The organism is Pseudomonas kribbensis (assembly GCF_003352185.1).
Classification (GTDB): Bacteria; Pseudomonadota; Gammaproteobacteria; order Pseudomonadales; family Pseudomonadaceae; genus Aquipseudomonas; species Aquipseudomonas kribbensis.
In genome coordinates, this window is sequence record NZ_CP029608.1 from 5702564 (window position 1) to 5721894 (window position 19331).

At 60.7% G+C, this 19331-nt stretch carries 18 protein-coding genes; 13 read left to right on the top strand and 5 right to left on the bottom strand.

What is annotated here, in order from left to right; all coding sequences use genetic code 11:
- Positions 1-17: 17 nt before the first annotated feature.
- Positions 18-1007 carry an alpha/beta hydrolase family protein gene (locus DLD99_RS26180; protein ID WP_114885877.1) on the top strand — a complete coding sequence of 330 codons (990 nt, stop codon included), beginning with the start codon at positions 18-20 and terminating at the stop codon, positions 1005-1007.
- Positions 1008-1056: 49 nt separating this feature from the next.
- Here DLD99_RS26180 and DLD99_RS26185 read toward each other — a convergent pair whose 3' ends face one another.
- Genes DLD99_RS26185 through DLD99_RS26195 form a run of 3 tightly spaced genes read right to left on the bottom strand, consistent with a single transcriptional unit; the run spans position 1057 to position 3513 of the window.
- On the bottom strand, positions 1057-1824 hold the full coding sequence (locus DLD99_RS26185; RefSeq protein WP_114885880.1) for a DnaJ domain-containing protein: 768 nt from the start codon (positions 1822-1824) through the stop codon (positions 1057-1059).
- A gap of 1 nt (position 1825) precedes the next feature.
- Positions 1826-2497, bottom strand: coding sequence for an N-acetylmuramate alpha-1-phosphate uridylyltransferase MurU (gene murU, locus DLD99_RS26190; RefSeq protein ID WP_114885882.1), 672 nt, complete (start codon positions 2495-2497; stop codon positions 1826-1828).
- Positions 2494-3513 (bottom strand): aminoglycoside phosphotransferase family protein, encoded by a 1020-nt coding sequence (locus DLD99_RS26195; protein ID WP_114885884.1) that lies wholly within the window; start codon positions 3511-3513, stop codon positions 2494-2496. Before DLD99_RS26195 ends, murU begins: the two co-directional genes overlap by 4 nt.
- A 130-nt stretch (positions 3514-3643) precedes the next feature.
- Between DLD99_RS26195 and DLD99_RS26200 the strand changes: the two genes are divergently transcribed.
- From DLD99_RS26200 to DLD99_RS26250, 11 genes are all read left to right on the top strand, one after another.
- A complete protein-coding gene (locus DLD99_RS26200) occupies positions 3644-6457 on the top strand; it encodes an LPS-assembly protein LptD (protein ID WP_114885886.1) in 2814 nt (937 codons plus the stop codon).
- A complete protein-coding gene (gene surA / locus DLD99_RS26205; protein ID WP_139831842.1) occupies positions 6438-7754 on the top strand; it encodes a peptidylprolyl isomerase SurA in 1317 nt (438 codons plus the stop codon). Before DLD99_RS26200 ends, surA begins: the two co-directional genes overlap by 20 nt.
- Complete coding sequence (gene pdxA / locus DLD99_RS26210; RefSeq protein WP_114885888.1) at positions 7751-8740, top strand: 4-hydroxythreonine-4-phosphate dehydrogenase PdxA; 990 nt, start codon at positions 7751-7753, stop codon at positions 8738-8740. The genes surA and pdxA overlap by 4 nt, the downstream gene beginning before the upstream one ends.
- Complete coding sequence (gene rsmA / locus DLD99_RS26215; RefSeq protein WP_085709219.1) at positions 8737-9555, top strand: 16S rRNA (adenine(1518)-N(6)/adenine(1519)-N(6))-dimethyltransferase RsmA; 819 nt, start codon at positions 8737-8739, stop codon at positions 9553-9555. The genes pdxA and rsmA overlap by 4 nt, the downstream gene beginning before the upstream one ends.
- 113 nt (positions 9556-9668) lie before the next feature.
- Positions 9669-10049 (top strand): Co2+/Mg2+ efflux protein ApaG, encoded by a 381-nt coding sequence (gene apaG, locus DLD99_RS26220; protein WP_114885890.1) that lies wholly within the window; start codon positions 9669-9671, stop codon positions 10047-10049.
- Complete coding sequence (locus DLD99_RS26225; RefSeq protein WP_114885892.1) at positions 10049-10930, top strand: symmetrical bis(5'-nucleosyl)-tetraphosphatase; 882 nt, start codon at positions 10049-10051, stop codon at positions 10928-10930. The genes apaG and DLD99_RS26225 overlap by 1 nt, the downstream gene beginning before the upstream one ends.
- 33 nt (positions 10931-10963) lie before the next feature.
- Complete coding sequence (gene glpE, locus DLD99_RS26230; protein ID WP_007959911.1) at positions 10964-11293, top strand: thiosulfate sulfurtransferase GlpE; 330 nt, start codon at positions 10964-10966, stop codon at positions 11291-11293.
- 297 nt (positions 11294-11590) lie between these two features.
- Positions 11591-13513 (top strand): PrkA family serine protein kinase, encoded by a 1923-nt coding sequence (locus DLD99_RS26235; protein ID WP_011336211.1) that lies wholly within the window; start codon positions 11591-11593, stop codon positions 13511-13513.
- A 119-nt stretch (positions 13514-13632) separates the two neighbouring features.
- Positions 13633-14904 (top strand): YeaH/YhbH family protein, encoded by a 1272-nt coding sequence (locus DLD99_RS26240; protein ID WP_085709216.1) that lies wholly within the window; start codon positions 13633-13635, stop codon positions 14902-14904.
- Complete coding sequence (locus DLD99_RS26245) at positions 14901-16463, top strand: SpoVR family protein (protein WP_114885894.1); 1563 nt, start codon at positions 14901-14903, stop codon at positions 16461-16463. Before DLD99_RS26240 ends, DLD99_RS26245 begins: the two co-directional genes overlap by 4 nt.
- Before the next feature lie 63 nt (positions 16464-16526).
- Positions 16527-17756 carry a multifunctional CCA addition/repair protein gene (locus DLD99_RS26250; protein ID WP_114885896.1) on the top strand — a complete coding sequence of 410 codons (1230 nt, stop codon included), beginning with the start codon at positions 16527-16529 and terminating at the stop codon, positions 17754-17756.
- 41 nt (positions 17757-17797) lie between these two features.
- Here the strand turns inward: DLD99_RS26250 and folK are convergent, their stop codons facing one another.
- Positions 17798-18319 (bottom strand): 2-amino-4-hydroxy-6-hydroxymethyldihydropteridine diphosphokinase, encoded by a 522-nt coding sequence (gene folK / locus DLD99_RS26255; RefSeq protein WP_085709213.1) that lies wholly within the window; start codon positions 18317-18319, stop codon positions 17798-17800.
- Positions 18310-18666: a dihydroneopterin aldolase gene (folB, locus tag DLD99_RS26260; RefSeq protein WP_016772885.1), complete on the bottom strand. Its 357-nt coding sequence runs from the start codon at positions 18664-18666 to the stop codon at positions 18310-18312. The genes folK and folB overlap by 10 nt, the downstream gene beginning before the upstream one ends.
- A 74-nt stretch (positions 18667-18740) precedes the next feature.
- Here folB and plsY point away from each other — a divergent pair, with 74 nt between their 5' ends.
- Positions 18741-19310: a glycerol-3-phosphate 1-O-acyltransferase PlsY gene (gene plsY / locus DLD99_RS26265; protein WP_085709211.1), complete on the top strand. Its 570-nt coding sequence runs from the start codon at positions 18741-18743 to the stop codon at positions 19308-19310.
- The last annotated feature ends 21 nt before the right edge of the window (positions 19311-19331 follow it).

The window sequence follows — 19331 nt, forward strand, 5'->3', positions numbered from 1 at the left end:
CTGGCCTGGAATAACCGATGCCCCCTGTCTCTCGCCTGGCAATGCCAGCATTGTGCCTGTCGCTGATCCTGCCTTGTGCCTTTTCCGTCGAAGCCGCCGATCCGGCACCCGCCCCTGCCGCGGAAAAACCCGCCGAAGAAAAACCGGTCGAACGCCAGCCACTGCTTGAGCGTAGTCAGGAAGAGGCCTCGGCACTCGAACGCAAAGTCCCGACCCAGGAACAACAACAGTTGCAGGCCGGCAGCGACACCTTCCTCGCCCTGTGGAAACCGGCCAATACCGCCGATCCAAAAGGCGTGGTGATCCTCATCCCCGGTGCCGGCGAAACCGCTGACTGGCCACAGGCGATCGGCCCGCTGCGGCGTAAATTGCCGGACGTCGAGTGGAACAGCCTGAGTATCACCCTGCCCGACCTGCAAAGCGATGCCATCGCACCGCGCGTGGTCGAAGCCCCCGCAGCGCCGAAAACCGCCGATGCCGGCAGCAAGGATTCGACCACCGCCCAACCGATCGAGCAAGCCGCCGGCGGTGAAGCGGACGTGGCTGACAAGGTCGTTGCCGAGACCACCGAAGAACAGGCCAAGGCCGACGCCGAGCGAATCTTCGCCCGCATCGACGCGGCGATTGCCTACGCCGAACAGCAAGGCGCGCACAGCATCGTGGTGCTGGGTCACGGCACTGGCGCCTATTGGGCCGCACGGTTCCTCAACGAAAAGCAGACCGCGCAAGTGGAAAAGCTGCTGATGGTCGCCGCGCAAGTGCCGCCCAAGGCCAAGCCTGAACTGGCAGAACTGACGCCACTGCTGAAGCTGCCGACCGCCGATATCTTCTATATGGACAAGCCGCTGGATCGCAACGCTGCACTGGAGCGCTTGCAGGCCAGCAAGCGCTTGAAGACGTCGGCGTTCAGCCAGGTCGCGCTCAAGGCGTTGCCCGACAACAAGGCCGAGCAGGAGCAATTGTTCCGCCGGGTGCGCGGCTGGTTGAATCCGCAAACCCCGGACTGACCGACCACACAAAAAAAGATCGCAGCCAGGGCTGCGATCTTTTTTTCGTCTAGCGGAAATCCCGCCGCTCGCGAATCAATGTGTAGGCATTGTGCAATTCGCGAGTCTTTTCGGTCGCCTCGAGCACCTGGGCCGCCGTCGCACCGCTCCCGGCCACCTTGTCCGGATGATGGCGGCTGAGCAGGCGACGGTAGGCGCGTTTGATCTGTGCCGGCTCGCTGGTGGCTGACACGCCGAGCAGGCGCATCGCATCCTGATAACTCACCGCCGCGCTGACGATCGGGCGCTTGTGCGGTTCGTAATCCGCTGCCAGTGCCTGAATCTGGTGAGTCGTCCACCCCAGCCACTTGCCCCACTGCGCCAGCAGTTCGCGCTCGCCGCTGCCGGCCCGGCCGTCGGCCCAGACCATCCGCCAGCAGGCACGCAACACCCCTTCGGCAGCATGGGGTTGAGCACTCAGACGCCGCAGATAACCGCGCAGACGATCCCCACCGGACTTGCCACGATTGAACGCGGCAATGGCCCGGCGCTGCGCCGGTTCGCTCATGTCCAGCGCGCGCATCTCCTGACGCGCCTGCTGGATATGCCCGTCGGTAACCCGCCCGTCGCTCTTGGCCAGACGCCCGAGCAAGACGAACAACAACTCGTCGTTGCGCAGCATCGGCTGGCCGCCGAGTTTTTCCCGCAAATGCCCCCAGCTCTGCAAATGCAGACGCCGATCCAGCGCCTGCCCCAACAAAGCCCCAAGCATGGCCCCCGGAATGCTGGCGATAGCAAAACCCGCTCCGGCTCCAATCAGAGTCCCTGGCCACAACATATCAGCGACTCGCTTCTATCAAGGTTTCGGCTTCAGCCAGACGCTCGTGCGTACCGACATCGACCCAGTGGCCTTTCAGTCGCTCACCGCTGACCTGCCCGTCCGCCATGGCTTTGCGCAGCAACGGTGCCAGTTTGAAGGCGCCGTCCGTGCAGCCGTCGAACAGTTGCGGATGCAGCACGGCGATGCCGCTGTAGGTCAGGGTCGGCGCTTGCGGTTGGCCGTCCTGTACCTGATCACCGACCAGGCTGAAGTCGCCGGTCGGGTGGTGCGCCGGGTTGTCCGCCAGCACCAGATGCGCCAGTCCGTTGATCGGCTGATGCAGCACGCTGAAGTCGTAATCGGTCCAGATATCACCGTTGACCACCAGGAACGCTTCGTCACCGAGCAGCGGCAAGGCGCGGAAGATCCCCCCGCCGGTTTCCAGTGGCTCGCCTTCGGGCGAGTAACGGATGCTCAGGCCGAATTGCGAGCCGTCACCCAGGTAATCTTCAATCTGCTGGCCGAGCCAGGCATGGTTGATCACGATCTCGCTGAAACCCGCCGCCGCGAGGGCTCGCAGGTGATACTCGATCAACGGTACGCCAGCGGCACGCACCAGCGGTTTGGGGGTGGTCAGGGTCAGCGGGCGCATGCGCTCGCCTTTGCCGGCCGCCAGAATCATTGCCTTCATGCCGTCACTCCGGCACGCAGGCTGACCAGCAGCGCCTGCAGTTGCGCCAACTCCGGACGGCGGGCGATCACCGCTTCTATATAAGCGAAGAAACGCGGCACGTCGGCCAGGTATCGAGGTTTGCCATCGCGGTGACAGATGCGGGCGAAGATCCCGATGACCTTCAAGTGGCGCTGAACGCCCATCAGATCGCTGGCGCGCAGGAAATCTTCGAAATCCGGCTGTACCGGAATGTTGAGTGCCGTCGCCTGCTGCCAGTAGCTTTCGAGCCAGCCGCGCACGCGTTCTTCAGGCCAGCTGAGGAAGGCATCCTTGAACAGGCAGGTCACGTCGTAGGTTACCGGGCCGTACACCGCGTCCTGGAAATCCAGCACGCCGGGGTTCGGTTCGCTGAGCATCAGGTTACGCGGCATGTAGTCGCGGTGCACCAGCACTTTGGGCTGGGCCAGCGCGCTGTCGATCAGCAGATCGCTGACCTGCTGCCATTGTTGCTGCTGAGTGGCGTCGAATTCGATGCCCAGCTCACGCTTCACGTACCACTCGGGGAACAGTTCCAGCTCACGGCGCAGCAGCGCAACATCATAGCTCGGCAGCGGTGCCACCATCGGCAACTGCTGAAATGCCAATAGTGCCTGCAAGGCGTCGCTGAACAATGCGTCGGCATTTTCGCCATTGATCACGTCGAGATAGGTCTTGTTGCCCAGGTCATTGAGCAAAAGAAAACCGCGTTCGAGGTCTTCTGCATAAATTTTCGGCACGTTAATACCGGATTTTGCCAGCAAAAAGGCGATATCCACGAACGGTTTGCAGTTTTCCTGGGGGGGCGGCGCGTCCATCACGACGAAACTGCGACCGGCGCCTTCCCAGCGGAAATAACGGCGGAAACTCGCGTCGCTGCTGGCCGCAGTCAACGTGGCCGGGGGTACGGCACCCCAGCCCTGTTCGGCAAAAAGGGTCGCCAACTGTTCATCGAGCCAAACTTTCAGGTGTTGCAAGCGTACATCTTGGTCAGGCATTGCAAGGGTCTCCGACGGCGCTAGCCGTCAAGCGGGTCATGCTTTATTATCCAGCATCTTTTTCAGACCATCGAGAGGCGTGCGGCCCACACCGCGGGCAGATGGCACGCAGGAAGCCCGGACTAATAAGATGGCATTGAAATCCCCCGCGTTTCGTAAAAAATTTCCGTTGTTGGTAACCGGCAGTCTGCTGGCTATGCAACCTCTGGCCAGTTCATTCGTTGTCGCCGCCGAGCAGTATGACTGCGCGGTCTCGGCTACGGGCGGCTGGGCCTGTTCGCCGAAGACGCCGACGGCTGCATTGCCACCGCGTCCGGTGCATGACGGCAGTGCCGTCAGCGCTGCCGGCGAAGCCCCGGCCGAGAACGGCAGCGTTTCGGACTCCGGTTCCAAACCCGTGCTGGTCACCGAGTCCAAGGGCCGCGGCCTCAAATCCCGTAGCGAGGACTACAGTCACCTCGACTGGGTTCCGCGCGAGAAGCTCACCGCCGCCCAACTGGCCGAGACCGGTCCTTACTGCTCTGGTTCCTATATCGAACCGATTCGTCCTGGCATGAATGACAAGACGAATAAAAGTGACGCCCCGACCTTCATCGGCGCGAAAGCTTCGCGCTACAACACCGAAGATCAGGTCGGCACGCTGGCCGGTGACGTGGTCCTGCGCCAGGGCAGCATGCAGGTCGAGTCCCAGGAAGCCAGCCTCTACCAGGCCGAGAGCCGCGCCGAACTCAAGGGCGACGTACGCATCCGCGACAACGGCGCGCTGATCGTCGGCGACCACGCCGATGTGCAGCTCGACACCGGTGAAGCGAAAGTCGACAACGCCGAATACGTGATGCACAAATCGCGCATCCGCGGTAACGCGCTGTACGCCAAGCGCGCCGAAAACGCGATCATCCGCCTGAAGGACGGCACGTACACCACGTGCGAACCGAACAGCAACGCCTGGCAGCTCAAGGGCAACAACATCACCCTGAACCCTGCCACCGGCTTCGGTACCGCGACCAACGTGACACTGCGGGTCAAGGACATTCCGATCCTGTACACGCCGTACATCTATTTCCCGATCGACGACCGCCGTCAGTCGGGTTTCCTGCCGCCGACCATCGGCACCGGCAGCGACACCGGCTTCATGCTGGTCACCCCGTACTACTTCAACCTGGCACCAAACTACGATGCCACGTTGTATCCGCGCTACATGAGCAAGCGCGGCCTGTTGATGGAAGGCGAATTCCGTTACCTGACCAAGTCCAGCGAAGGTCAGTTCGGTGCCGCGTACCTCAACGACGAAGACACCGATCGCAGCAAGCAGACCGATTACGAAAAAAATCGCTATATGTACAACTGGCAACACAAGGGCGGCCTGGACTCCCGTGTGTACACCCAGGTTGACTACACCAAGATCAGCGATCCGTATTACTTCCAGGACCTGACCACCGACCAGATCGGCGTGAAGAGCCAGGACTTCGTGAATCAGCAGGGTCTGGTTGCCTACCGCGGCGACAACTACACCGCCATCCTGAATGCCCAGCAGTATCAGTTGGCAACCGTCGCGAACATCACACCTTACGGGCGCCTGCCGCAGCTCACCCTCAACGGCAAGCTGCCGTACCACCCGGAAGGCCTGAATTTCGATTACGAGACCGAACTCGTTCGCTTTGACCGTGATCTGAAAACCGGTGATTTCATCAACGAGGACGGCACTGTCTCTCCGCGACTCGATACAAACGTGACCGGCCTGGCTCGTGCCAACGGTGATCGCCTGAATCTGAAGCCTGGCGTCAGCCTGCCGCTGAACTGGACGTATGGCTTCCTCAAGCCATCGCTCAAGTACCAGTACACCCAGTACCAACTGGACCTGGACGGCCAAGGCAAAGACGACATCATTGCCCAGAAGGCATTCGCTGCAGCGAACGGCACCCGATACGTCAACGGTAATTTTGGCAGCAACCAAAGCCGTGGCGTGCCGATCGCGAGCATCGACGGCGGCCTGTACTTCGACCGCAACACGTCGTACTTCGGCAAAAACTACCGCCAGACCCTGGAGCCGCGCCTGTTCTACCTCTATGTGCCAGAGAAGGATCAGGAAGACATTCCGGTATTCGACACCAGCGAATACACCTTCAACTATGCCTCGCTGTTCCGTGACAACCGCTTCTCCGGTTCCGACCGGGTCGGCGACGAGAACAAGCTGTCGCTGGGTGTAACCAGCCGCTGGATCGAAGACGACGGTTTCGAACGTCAACGCATCAGTGTCGGCCAGGCCTTGTACTTCAAGGATCGCGAAGTTCAACTGCCGGGTATCGATCCAAAGACCCGCGATGACGCGCACTCCAACGTTTCGCCTTATGCGCTGGAATACGAATACCGCTGGAACCGCGACTGGCGCACCACTGCCGACTACAACTGGGATCCGGACAGCCGCAGCCCGCGTTCCGGCAGCGCGATGTTCCACTACCAGCCTGAAGACAACCCGAACAAGGTGGTCAACGTCGGTTATCGCTATCGCAACGACCAGGTCCGTTATGACCAGAACACCGGTAAATGGTCGGTGGGCGGCGGTGACTACGGCACTCCAGGGCAACCGGGCTACGTGAAGGACTACTACAAGATCCAGCAGCATGACTTCTCGGTCATCTGGCCGATCGTTCCACAGTGGAGCGCCATCAGCCGCTGGCAGTACGACTACAACCGCAACCGTACACTGGAAGCCTTCGGTGGTTTCGAGTACGACAACTGCTGCTGGAAACTGCGCCTGATCAATCGTTACTGGGTTTCTTATGACGAGTTCAGTCAGGAAGCTCCGCAAAACGAAAAAGGCGACCACGGCCTCTTCCTTCAAATTGTCCTGAAAGGACTCGGCGGCCTCACCGGCGCCAAGACTGAGAGCTTCCTCGACAAAGGCATCCAAGGTTATCGTCAACGTGAAGACCAAGCTTTCTGATTGTCTGCGCCCGCTGATGCTGGGCGCGCTGTTCCTGGGTACTGCGGCAAACGCCGCAGTACAGTCCATCGATAAAGTTGTGGCCATCGTCGACAACGACGTGGTCATGCAGAGCCAGCTGGATCAACGCGTCCACGAAGTTCAGCAAACCATCGCCAAGCGCGGTGGCGGCTTGCCACCTCCGGGCGTGCTGGATCAGCAGGTGCTCGAGCGCCTGATCGTCGAAAACCTGCAGCTGCAGATCGGCGAACGTTCCGGCATCCGCATCACCGATGAAGAACTGAATCAGGCTGTCGGCACCATTGCCCAGCGCAACAACATGACTGTCGACCAGTTCCGCGCGGCCCTGGCCCGAGACGGCCTGAGTTACGAAGGCGCCCGTGACCAGATCCGCAAGGAAATGATCATCAGCCGTGTGCGCCAGCGCCGAGTTGCAGAACGCATTCAGGTATCGGAGCAGGAAGTGAAGAACTTCCTCGCCTCCGACCTGGGCAAGATGCAACTGTCGGAAGAGCTGCACCTGGCCAACATCCTGATTCCGACCCCGGAAAGCGCCAACTCTGAAGCGATTCAGAGCGCCGCACGCCAGGCGATGGAGGTTTACCAGCAACTCAAGCAGGGCGCTGACTTCGGTCAACTGGCCGTTGCCAGATCCGGCAGCGACAACGCCCTGGAAGGCGGCGACATGGGCTGGCGTAAAGCAGCTCAACTGCCACCGCCGTTCGATCGTGAACTGAGCGCCATGTCGCCGGGCGACATCACTCAGCCTGCGCGCACTCCGGGTGGTTTCATCATCCTGAAGCTGCTGGAAAAACGCGGCGGCGAAAGCCAGATGCGTGACGAAGTGCATGTGCGCCACATCCTGGTCAAGCCAAGTCCGGTCCGCGACGAAGCCAAGACAAAGGAACTGGTTCAATCGCTGTATAACCGCATCGAAGCTGGCGAAGATTTCGCCGAACTGGCGAAAAAATACTCGGAAGACCCGGGTTCCGCCCTTAACGGCGGTGACCTGAACTGGATCGACCCGAACGCACTGGTACCGGAATTCCGCGCCGTGATGGCCAAGTCCCCGCAGGGTCAGCTGTCCAAGCCGTTCCAGACCCAGTACGGCTGGCACGTTCTGGAAGTCCTTGGCCGTCGCGCCACCGACAGCACCGAACAGGCCCGCGAGCAGCAAGCCATGACCGTACTGCGTAACCGCAAATACGACGAAGAGCTGCAAACCTGGCTGCGTCAGATCCGTGACGAAGCGTACGTAGAGATCAAACTCCCTGGTGCAGACCAGGCAGCGCAGTGAAACCCAAGCGTTTCGCGCTGACACCCGGCGAACCAGCCGGCATCGGTCCCGACCTGTGCCTGCTGCTCGCCTCGCAAGCCCAGCCACATCCCCTGATTGCCATCACCAGCCGCGACCTGCTCCAAGAGCGGGCCGCGCAGCTGGGGCTGGCCGTCAGCCTGCTGCCCGTTTCGCCCGGTCACTGGCCGGACGTTCCGGCGCCGGCCAACAGCCTTTATGTCTGGGACACCCCGCTCAGCGCCCCCGTGGTCGCCGGGCAGCTGGACAAGGCCAACGCCGCATTCGTCCTTGAAATCCTCACCCGCGCCGGCAATGGCTGCCTGAACGGCGACTTCGCCGGGATGATCACCGCCCCGGTGCACAAGGGCGTGATCAACGAATCCGGCATCACCTTTTCCGGACACACCGAATTCCTCGCCGACCTGACCCACACCGCCCAGGTGGTGATGATGCTCGCCACCCGCGGTTTGCGTGTGGCACTGGTCACCACTCACCTGCCCTTGCGCGACATTGCCGATGCGATCACGCCGGAGCGACTGGAACGGGTCACGCGGATTCTGCACGCCGACCTGCAAGACAAATTCGGCATCGCCCAACCGCGCATCCTGGTCTGCGGGCTCAACCCGCACGCCGGTGAAGGCGGACACCTGGGCCACGAAGAAATCGACATCATCGAACCAACATTGGAGCGCCTGCGCGGCGAGGGCATGGACCTTCGTGGCCCGCTGCCTGCCGACACTCTGTTTACCCCCAAATATCTGGAGCACTGCGACGCAGTGCTGGCGATGTACCACGACCAGGGCCTGCCCGTGCTCAAGTACAAAGGCTTCGGCGCAGCGGTCAACGTGACCCTGGGCCTGCCGATCATCCGCACCTCCGTCGACCATGGCACCGCCCTGGATCTGGCCGGCAGCGGCAAGATCGACACCGGCAGCCTGCAGGTCGCCCTGGAAACCGCCTACCAGATGGCCGAGACCCGTTTATGACCGAGCAATACCAACACAAGGCGCGCAAACGCTTTGGCCAGAACTTCCTGCACGATGCCGGCGTCATCGACCGCATCCTGCGCTCCATCAGTGCCAAATCCGGCGACCGGATGCTGGAAATCGGCCCGGGCCAGGGCGCGCTGACCGCCGGCATTCTCAATTCCGGCGCACAGCTGGACGTGGTGGAACTGGACAAGGACCTGATCCCGATCCTCAACCAGCAGTTCGCCGGCAAGAGCAACTTCAACCTGCATCAGGGCGATGCGTTGAAGTTCGACTTCAACACCCTGAACGCTGCGCCGAACAGCCTGCGCGTGGTCGGCAACCTGCCGTACAACATCTCCACGCCGCTGATTTTCCACCTGCTGAACAATGCAGGCATCATTCGCGACATGCACTTCATGCTGCAGAAGGAAGTCGTGGAGCGCTTGGCCGCCGGCCCGGGTGGCGGCGACTGGGGCCGTCTGTCGATCATGGTTCAGTACCACTGCCGGGTCGAACATCTGTTCAACGTCGGCCCGGGGGCTTTCAACCCGCCGCCGAAGGTCGATTCGGCCATCGTACGTCTTGTGCCGCATGCGGTACTGCCACACCCGGCCAAGGATCACCGCCTGCTCGAGCGCGTCGTGCGCGAAGCCTTCAACCAGCGCCGCAAGACCCTGCGCAACACCCTCAAGCAATTGCTGAGCAACGCTGAAATCGAGGCCGCCGGCGTCGATGGCAGTCTGCGGCCCGAGCAGCTCGATCTGGCCGCATTCGTGCGTCTGGCCGACAAGCTTGCCGAACAGCCCGCAAAAACACCTGCAGCCGACTGACAGGCAATCATCGCGCTCGGGCAGGACACCGCTCTGGTCTCCTGCCCGATACTTGCCTAGACTCAATCCATCGGCTACCCCCCGCGTCCCGCTTTGTCCTTAAGGCCTTTTGCATGTCTGATCCTCGTTATCAGGTCGATGTCAGTGTCGTTACTCACTACCTGGCAGACCAATCGCAACCCGAGCAAGACCGCTTCGCCTTCGCCTACACCATCACTGTGCAGAACAATGGCGAGCAACCGGCCCGACTGATGTCCCGGCATTGGGTGATCACCGATGGCGACGGACATGTCGAAGAAGTGCGCGGTGCCGGCGTGGTCGGCCAGCAGCCCTTGATCGACGCGGGACAAAGTCACACCTACAGCAGCGGCACGGTCATGACCACCAAGGTCGGCACCATGCAGGGCAGCTATGAAATGGTCGCCAGTGACGGCAAGCATTTCGATGCGATCATCAAACCCTTCCGCCTCGCCGTTCCCGGAGCCCTGCACTAATGGCGACGTATGCCGTCGGCGACCTTCAGGGCTGCCTCGAACCGCTCAAGTGCCTGCTCAGGCAAGTCGCGTTCGACCCGGCAGTGGACCGGTTGTGGCTGGTAGGCGACCTGGTCAACCGTGGCCCGCAATCACTGGAAACCCTGCGCTTTCTCTATGGCATGCGTGAGTCGCTGGTCTGCGTCCTCGGCAATCACGACCTGCACCTGCTGGCGGCGGCGAAAAACATCGAGCGCATGAAAAAGTCCGACACGCTGCGCGAGATTCTCGAAGCACCAGACTGCGCCGAACTGATGGAGTGGCTGCGCCAGCAGAAACTCATGCACTACGACGAGCAACGTGAAGTCGCCATGACCCACGCGGGCATCCCGCCGCAATGGTCCCTGCGCAAGGCCCTGAAGTACGCCGAAGAAGTCGAGACCGCCCTGCGCGACGACAACCTGCTCCCGGCCTTCCTCGACGGCATGTACGGCAACGAACCGGCGAAGTGGGACAGCGACCTAAAAGGCGTGGCCCGCCTGCGGGTCATCACCAACTACTTCACGCGCATGCGCTTCTGCACCGCCGAAGGCAAGCTCGACCTCAAGAGCAAGGAAGGTCTGGACACGGCGCCACCGGGCTACAAACCGTGGTTCCAGCACAAGGAACGCAAGACCCGTGGCCTGCGGATCATTTTCGGCCACTGGGCGGCGCTTGAGGGCGATGTCCACGAGCCCGGCATCTCCGCCCTCGACACCGGTTGTGTGTGGGGCGGCAGCCTGACCCTGATGAACGTCGACAGCTTTGAACTGCTGTCGTGCAAATGCGACGAACACGGCGGTGTCCTGCCTCCCGTCGCACCACCGATCACCGAATCCTCGCCAGTCAGCGCCCCGCGTTAGACTGCGTTTTCAGCCGAGCCACAGGAACCCGCCATGAGCGAATTCAAACGAATCCCCCCGGAACAGGCCCAGGCCCTGCGCGAGCAAGGTGCCGTGGTCGTCGACGTCCGTGACCCAGCCACATTCGCGGCGCTGCACATCAGCGGCTCGAAGCATCTGGACAATCATTCCCTGCATGCCTTCATCCAGGGCGCCGACCTCGATGCCCCGACCGTCGTGGTCTGCTACCACGGCAATTCGAGCCAGGGTGCCGCGGCGTATCTCGTCAGCCAGGGCTTTTCCGACGTCTACAGCATGGACGGCGGCTTCGAGCTGTGGCGTACGACTTTTCCTTCGGAAACCGCGCAAGGCACCTCCGAATAATTTTTTTGTAACGTGCAAGCCCCGGCTCCCGTGGGCTCGCGCGGTGGCAGACGAACGGTCTGCCACAACTAATTACGTATCTCGCCTTTACCTCCCGAATTCCCAACTATCCTTAAGCCCAGGCCATCCAAAACAGGGGAGAGCCGGTACACCGGCGCACGGGTCATCGGGAGTGACTTTCGCGGTTGTCGATCGCGGAAGGGTTCTGGGGGGTAAACAACAGCTGCCATCGCGGCTGCTTGCCAGCATCGACTGAGTGATCCGGCGTCGGCTCCACGTATCGAGCGAGGTGACGTCATGAGTATCTTTAGCCACTTCCAACAACGCTTCGAGTCCACACGCCAGGAAGAATTCTCGCTGCAGGAATACCTGGAACTGTGCAAAAAGGATCGCAGCGCCTACGTTTCCGCCGCCGAGCGTCTGTTGATGGCTATCGGCGAACCGGAGCTGCTCGACACTTCGACCAATTCGAGGCTGTCGCGAATCTTTTCCAACAAGGTGATCCGCCGCTATCCGGCCTTTGAAGACTTCCACGGGATGGAAGAATGCATCGACCAGATCGTGTCGTATTTCCGCCATGCCGCCCAGGGTCTCGAGGAGAAGAAACAGATCCTCTACCTGCTCGGCCCCGTCGGTGGCGGTAAATCGTCCCTGGCCGAGAAGCTGAAACAGCTCATGGAAAAAGTGCCCTTCTATGCCATCAAGGGCTCACCGGTATTCGAATCGCCACTGGGTCTGTTCAACGCCACCGAAGATGGCGCGATCCTCGAAGAGGACTTCGGCATTCCACGCCGCTACCTGAACACCATCATGTCGCCATGGGCCACCAAGCGCCTGGCCGAATTCGGTGGCGACATCAGCCAGTTCCGCGTGGTCAAGCTGTACCCCTCGATCCTCAACCAGATCGCCGTGGCCAAGACCGAACCGGGCGACGAGAACAACCAGGACATCTCCGCGCTGGTGGGCAAGGTCGATATCCGCAAGCTGGAAGAATTTCCGCAGAACGACGCCGATGCCTACAGCTATTCCGGTGCGCTGTGCCGGGCCAACCAGGGCCTGATGGAATTCGTCGAAATGTTCAAGGCACCGATCAAGGTGCTGCACCCTCTGCTGACCGCCACCCAGGAAGGCAACTACAACAGTACCGAAGGCCTGGGCGCGATTCCGTTCACCGGGATCCTGCTGGCCCACTCCAACGAATCGGAGTGGCACACCTTCCGCAACAACAAGAACAACGAAGCCTTCATCGACCGGATCTACATCGTCAAAGTGCCGTACTGCCTGCGGGTCAGCGACGAAGTGAAGATCTACGACAAGCTGCTGTTCAACAGCTCCCTGGCCAAGGCCCATTGCGCGCCGGACACCCTGAAGATGCTGGCGCAGTTCACCGTACTGTCACGCCTGAAGGAGCCGGAAAACTCCAACATCTATTCCAAGATGCGTGTGTATGACGGCGAAAACCTCAAGGACACCGATCCGAAGGCCAAATCGATCCAGGAATACCGCGACGCGGCGGGCGTCGACGAAGGCATGAACGGCCTGTCGACCCGGTTTGCGTTCAAGATCCTGTCCAAGGTCTTCAACTTCGATCCGCACGAAATCGCCGCCAACCCGGTGCACCTGCTCTACGTGCTGGAACAGCAGATCGAGCAGGAACAGTTCCAGGCCGAGACCCGCGAACGTTACCTGCGTTATCTGAAGGAGTACCTGGCGCCGCGTTATATCGAATTCATCGGCAAAGAGATCCAGACCGCCTACCTCGAGTCCTACAGCGAGTACGGCCAGAACATCTTCGACCGCTACGTGCTGTACGCGGACTTCTGGATTCAGGATCAGGAGTATCGCGATCCGGAAACCGGCGAGATCCTCAACCGCGTCGCCCTCAACGAGGAACTGGAAAAGATCGAGAAACCGGCCGGCATCAGCAATCCGAAGGATTTCCGCAACGAAATCGTCAACTTCGTGTTGCGCGCCCGGGCCAACAACAACGGCAAGAACCCGACCTGGCTCAGCTACGAAAAACTGCGGGTGGTCATCGAGAAGAAAATGTTCTCGAACACCGAGGACCTGCTGCCGGTCATCAGCTTCAATGCCAAGGCCAGCAAAGAGGACCAACAGAAGCACAACGACTTCGTTACACGAATGGTCGAACGCGGCTACACCGACAAACAGGTACGACTGCTCTCCGAGTGGTATCTGCGGGTCCGGAAATCGCAGTAAAGCAGCTGCAAGCTACAAGCTTCGAGCTGCAAGTAAAAAGCGCATGAGCCTGATGCCAGGGCATATGCCTGCACTTGCGGCTCGCAGCTCACTACTTGAAGCTGCCCGGAGGGCCTCCTATGAGCTATGTGATCGACCGACGTCTCAATGGCAAGAACAAGAGCACGGTGAACCGTCAGCGCTTCCTGCGACGTTACCGTGACCACATCAAGAAGGCTGTCGAAGAGGCGGTCAGCCGGCGCTCCATCACCGACATGGAGCACGGCGAGCAGATCAGCATCCCCGGTCGCGACATCGACGAGCCGGTGCTTCACCATGGTCGCGGCGGCAAGCAGACGGTGGTTCATCCCGGCAACAAGGAATTTACCGCCGGCGAACACATCGCCCGCCCACCGGGAGGCGGCGGAGGCCGTGGGCCGGGCAAGGCCGGCAACTCCGGCGAAGGCATGGACGAATTCGTCTTCCAGATCACCCAGGAAGAGTTCCTCGAGTTCATGTTCGAGGACCTCGAACTGCCGAACCTGGTCAAACGCAACCTGACCGGTACCGATACCTTCAAGACTGTTCGCGCCGGGATCAGCAACGAGGGCAACCCGTCCCGGATCAACATCATCCGTACCCTGCGCTCGGCCCATGCCCGGCGAATCGCGCTGTCCGGCAGCAGCCGCGCCAAGCTGCGCGAGGCCAAGGAAGAACTGGCACGCCTGAAACGCGAAGAACCGGATAATTTCGGCGACATTCAGAACCTGGAGGCGGAAATCGAGAAACTCAGTGCGCGCATTCATCGCGTGCCCTTCCTCGACACCTTCGACCTCAAGTACAACCTGCTGATCAAGCAGCCGAACCCCAGTTCCAAGGCCGTGATGTTCTGCCTGATGGACGTTTCCGGCTCCATGACCCAGGCGACCAAGGACATCGCCAAACGCTTTTTCATCCTGCTGTACCTGTTCCTGAAGCGGAACTACGACAAGATCGACGTCGTGTTCATCCGCCACCACACCAGCGCCCGGGAAGTGGACGAAGAAGAGTTTTTCTACTCGCGGGAAACCGGCGGCACCATCGTATCCAGCGCCCTGAAACTGATGCAGGAGATCATGGCCGAGCGCTACCCGAGCAACGAATGGAACATCTACGCCGCCCAGGCCTCCGACGGCGACAACTGGAACGATGACTCGCCGATCTGCCGCGACATCCTGATCAACCAGATCATGCCGTTCGTGCAGTACTACACTTACGTAGAGATCACCCCGCGCGAACATCAGGCCCTGTGGTACGAGTACGAACGCATCGCCGAAGCCTTTTCCGACACTTTTGCCCAGCAGCAGCTGGTCTCGGCCGGAGATATCTATCCGGTCTTCCGTGAACTCTTCCAGCGCAGGTTAGTGACATGACCGCCAAAGAGCAGAAGCGCCAACCCATTTCCACCGGCTCCGAATGGACATTCGAGCTGATCCAGACCTACGACCGCGAAATTGCCCGGATCGCGGCCGGGTACGCCCTGGACACCTATCCCAACCAGATCGAAGTGATCACCGCCGAACAGATGATGGACGCCTACGCCTCGGTCGGCATGCCACTGGGCTATCACCACTGGTCCTACGGCAAACACTTCCTCAGCACCGAGAAATCCTACAGTCGCGGGCAGATGGGGCTGGCCTACGAGATCGTGATCAACTCCGACCCATGCATCGCGTATCTGATGGAGGAGAACACCATCTGCATGCAGGCACTGGTGGTGGCCCATGCCTGTTATGGCCACAACAGTTTCTTCAAGGGCAACTACCTGTTCCGCACCTGGACCGATGCCAGTTCGATCATCGACTACCTGGTGTTCGCCAAGCAGTACATCATGCAGTGCGAGGAGCGCCACGGGATCGACGCGGTCGAGGACCTGCTCGACTCCTGCCATGCGTTGATGAACTACGGCGTCGACCGCTACAAACGCCCGTATCCGATTTCCGCCGAGGAAGAGCGGCGCCGGCAGAAGGATCGCGAAGAACACCTGCAGAAGCAGATCAACGACCTGTGGCGCACCATTCCCAAAGGCGCGGACAAGTTCAGCGACAAGGACAACGCACGGTTCCCGGCCGAACCTCAGGAAAACATCCTGTACTTCATCGAGAAACACGCACCGTTGCTGGAGCCGTGGCAACGGGAAATCGTGCGCATCGTGCGCAAGATCGCCCAGTATTTCTATCCACAGCGCCAGACCCAGGTGATGAACGAGGGCTGGGCGACTTTCTGGCACTACACGCTGATGAACGACCTTTACGACGAGGGTCTGGTCACCGACGGTTTCATGATGGAGTTCCTGACGTCTCACACCAGCGTGGTGTTCCAGCCGGGTTTCGACAGCCCCTACTACAACGGCATCAACCCTTACGCACTGGGCTTTGCCATGTACCGCGACATTCGGCGCATGTGTGAAGAGCCCACGGAGGAAGACCGTCGCTGGTTCCCGGAAATCGCCGGCAGCGACTGGCTGTCGACCATCAAGTTCGCCATGAGCAGCTTCAAGGACGAGAGTTTCATCCTGCAGTACCTGTCGCCGAAGGTGATCCGTGACCTGAAACTGTTCAGCATCCTCGATGACGACCAGAAAGATGATCTATTGGTGCCAGCCATCCATGACGAGGGCGGCTACCGGATCATCCGTGAGACCCTGGCCGCGCAGTACAACCTGGGCAATCGTGAACCGAACGTGCAGATCTACAGCATCGACCGGCGCGGCGACCGTTCTCTGACCCTGCGTCACCAGCAGCACGACCGCAAACCGCTGGGCGACTCCACCGACGAGGTACTCAAGCATCTGCACCGGTTATGGGGTTTCGACATTCATCTGGAAACCCTGCAGGGCGACCAGATCATGAAAACCCACCATGTGCCGCCCCGCAGCGAACACGGCGAGGGGGATTACGGTCGGCTCGATCTGGCCGTCATTCATCTTTGATCCCGTTCTGGCCTCCGAAAGTCCGGCGCAAGGGTTATCCTGTCGGGCCAACGGAGGTTTTTTATGCAGATTTACAAGGTCGGCGGTGCAGTACGTGATCGCCTGCTGGGCAAACCGGTCACCGATATCGATTGGGTGGTGGTCGGCGCCACCGCAGAAGAAATGCTCGCCAAAGGGTTTCGCCCGGTCGGTGCGGATTTCCCTGTGTTTCTTCACCCGAAAAGCGGCGAGGAGTACGCCCTCGCCCGCACCGAACGCAAGAGCGGTCGCGGTTATGGCGGGTTCACCTTTCACGCCAGCCCCGAGGTCACGCTTGAAGAAGATCTGATCCGTCGCGACCTCACGATCAACGCCATGGCCGAGGACGATCAGCAAAACCTGACCGACCCTTATCACGGCCAGCGTGATCTCGAAGACCGGATTCTGCGTCACGTTTCCCCCGCTTTCGCCGAAGATCCCCTGCGAGTCCTGCGTGTTGCCCGCTTCGCGGCTCGTTACGCAGAACTCGGCTTCAAGGTTGCCCCCGAGACCCTTGAGTTGATGCGCCAGCTCAGCGAATCCGGTGAACTGGAGGCCCTGACCGCCGAACGCAGCTGGAAAGAGATTTCCCGCGCACTGATGGAAAGTCAGCCGCAGGTGTTCATTCAGGTACTGCGTGACTGTGGCGCACTGAAAGTGCTGATGCCGGAGGTCGACGCCCTGTTCGGCGTACCGCAACCGGAAGTCCATCACCCGGAAATCGACAGCGGCATTCACACACTGAGCGTGCTTGAGCAAGCCGCCCTGCACCAACAACCATTGACGGTGCGCTGGGCCTGCCTGCTGCACGACCTCGGCAAGGGCCTGACCCCGGAAGAGGAATGGCCACGGCACATTGCCCACGAGCACAAGGGCCTGAAGCTGATCAAAGCGGTCAACGAACGCTTCAAGGCACCGAAGGACTGTCAGGAACTGGCCCTGCTGGTCGGCCAGTATCACACCCACGGCCATCGCGCTCTGGAGCTGAAGGCGTCGACCTTGCTGGAATTGCTGCAGAGCTTTGATGTTTATCGCCGACCGCAGCGCTTCGAAGAATTTATCGTCGCATGCGAGATGGATGCCCGAGGCCGCAAAGGACTTGAGCAGCGCAGTTATCCGCAGGCCGATTACCTGCGCGGTGCAGCCAACGCTGCTCGGGGCGTTGCGGTACAGCCGCTGCTGGAGAAAGGTTTCAAGGGCCCGGAACTGGGCGAAGCGCTCAAGCGTGAACGGCTCAAGGCATTGAAGGCTTACAAGGAATCAGCGTCGTCCTGAGAACATCTGACGCCATCGCGAACCGGTCGCGATGGCGTCAGTCAGTTCAACAGATCTGGAGGCGTGAGCTGAATACCACGCCATTCAAACCCGACCGGTGCCAGCACCTGATCGATCTGCGCCTCGGACCACAGCGTGGCAAAGCTTTTTCCCACACCTGGATGTACCCGATCCGGCGCAATCAGCGACAACGGCCACAACACGAAGGCATTTTTCAGAATCTCGGCCCGGGGCAGGATCAGCCCGTCGAAATTGCCTGCCAACTCTCCGTACAGCAAGACGTCGATATCCAGCGGCAATCCCTTGCGATCCGGGGCATAACGACCGTTATCCGCCTCGATGAATTTCAGCCGCCGATCCAGCTCCATCAGCGGCAGATCGGTGTAGGCCGACACCACGAAATTGAAGAACGGGCCGCTCTTGATCCCCACCGGCTGGCTTTCGAACACCGCCGAGCAGCGGATATCCACCAGGAAACCGGCCAAGGCATCCAGACCGGCTCGCAAATGAGTTTCGCGCTCGATATTGCTACCGAGCCCGAGGTAGACCTGAGTCAGCGACATCCGCGCTCGATCTCCACACCGACACCACCCTTGGCGGCCGGAACCGCGCCAGGCTTGGTCAGCTTCAGGCGCACCCAGGTGATCTTGAATTCAGCCATCAGCACTTCGACCAGACGCTCGGCGAAGGTCTCGACCAGCTGGAACTGTGCCTGCTCGGCAAAGGCCTGGATCCGCGTGGAAACGCTGGCGTAATCGAGTGCCAGGGTCAGGTCGTCACCGGCAGCAGCCGGACGATTGTCCCAGGCGAAGCTCAGATCAAGACGTAGACACTGTCGGATGCCGCGCTCCCAGTCGTAGGCACCGATCACGGTGTCGACTTCCAGGCCCTCGATAAACACTCTGTCCAAGCACTTCTCTCCGCTGCACGACAAGGGCGCAATGCGCCGTTAGAATCAGGGCGTCCTCGCCCGGAATAGTTAGCATGTTTTGGTTACTGGCGATTCTCGCCTACCTGCTCGGCTCGCTGTCCTTCGCCATTTTGCTCAGCCGCCTGACCGGAAATCCGGATCCGCGAATGAGTGGCTCGGGTAATGCCGGTGCCACCAACATGCTGCGCCTGGCCGGTCGCAAACTCGCGATCCTGACCCTGCTGGGTGATCTGTGCAAAGGCCTGCTGCCGGTACTGATCGCTTCGGCGGCAGGCCTGTCGCTGCAGGATCAGGCATGGATCGGCGTCTGCGCCGTGATCGGTCACCTGTTCCCGCTGTACTTCCGTTTCCGCGGCGGCAAGGGCGTCGCCACGGCGGCCGGCATGCTGCTGGGTCTGTATCCGCCCGCCGCACTGCTGGCGGTGTGCGCCTGGCTGCTGACGTTCTACCTGACCCGCACCAGCTCGCTGGCAGCATTGATCGCAACGCCCCTGACCCTGCCATTGCTGGCCTGGCAGGAACCGGAAGCGCTGTTGCCGATGAGCACGCTCACGCTGCTGATCGTGTGGCGCCACCGGGGCAATCTACGTGACCTGTTTGCCGGGCGCGAACGGCATTTTTAAATACCGTACGTGAGCACCGTT

Coding starts and splice junctions, on each gene's coding strand:
- DLD99_RS26180 (WP_114885877.1), top strand. CDS start 18: ATGCCCCCTGTCTCTCGCCTGGCAATGCCAGCATTGTGCCTGTCGCTG.
- DLD99_RS26185 (WP_114885880.1), bottom strand. CDS start 1,824: ATGTTGTGGCCAGGGACTCTGATTGGAGCCGGAGCGGGTTTTGCTATC.
- murU (WP_114885882.1), bottom strand. CDS start 2,497: ATGAAGGCAATGATTCTGGCGGCCGGCAAAGGCGAGCGCATGCGCCCG.
- DLD99_RS26195 (WP_114885884.1), bottom strand. CDS start 3,513: ATGCCTGACCAAGATGTACGCTTGCAACACCTGAAAGTTTGGCTCGAT.
- DLD99_RS26200 (WP_114885886.1), top strand. CDS start 3,644: ATGGCATTGAAATCCCCCGCGTTTCGTAAAAAATTTCCGTTGTTGGTA.
- rsmA (WP_085709219.1), top strand. CDS start 8,737: ATGACCGAGCAATACCAACACAAGGCGCGCAAACGCTTTGGCCAGAAC.
- apaG (WP_114885890.1), top strand. CDS start 9,669: ATGTCTGATCCTCGTTATCAGGTCGATGTCAGTGTCGTTACTCACTAC.
- DLD99_RS26225 (WP_114885892.1), top strand. CDS start 10,049: ATGGCGACGTATGCCGTCGGCGACCTTCAGGGCTGCCTCGAACCGCTC.
- glpE (WP_007959911.1), top strand. CDS start 10,964: ATGAGCGAATTCAAACGAATCCCCCCGGAACAGGCCCAGGCCCTGCGC.
- DLD99_RS26235 (WP_011336211.1), top strand. CDS start 11,591: ATGAGTATCTTTAGCCACTTCCAACAACGCTTCGAGTCCACACGCCAG.
- DLD99_RS26240 (WP_085709216.1), top strand. CDS start 13,633: ATGAGCTATGTGATCGACCGACGTCTCAATGGCAAGAACAAGAGCACG.
- DLD99_RS26245 (WP_114885894.1), top strand. CDS start 14,901: ATGACCGCCAAAGAGCAGAAGCGCCAACCCATTTCCACCGGCTCCGAA.
- DLD99_RS26250 (WP_114885896.1), top strand. CDS start 16,527: ATGCAGATTTACAAGGTCGGCGGTGCAGTACGTGATCGCCTGCTGGGC.
- folK (WP_085709213.1), bottom strand. CDS start 18,319: ATGTCGCTGACTCAGGTCTACCTCGGGCTCGGTAGCAATATCGAGCGC.
- plsY (WP_085709211.1), top strand. CDS start 18,741: ATGTTTTGGTTACTGGCGATTCTCGCCTACCTGCTCGGCTCGCTGTCC.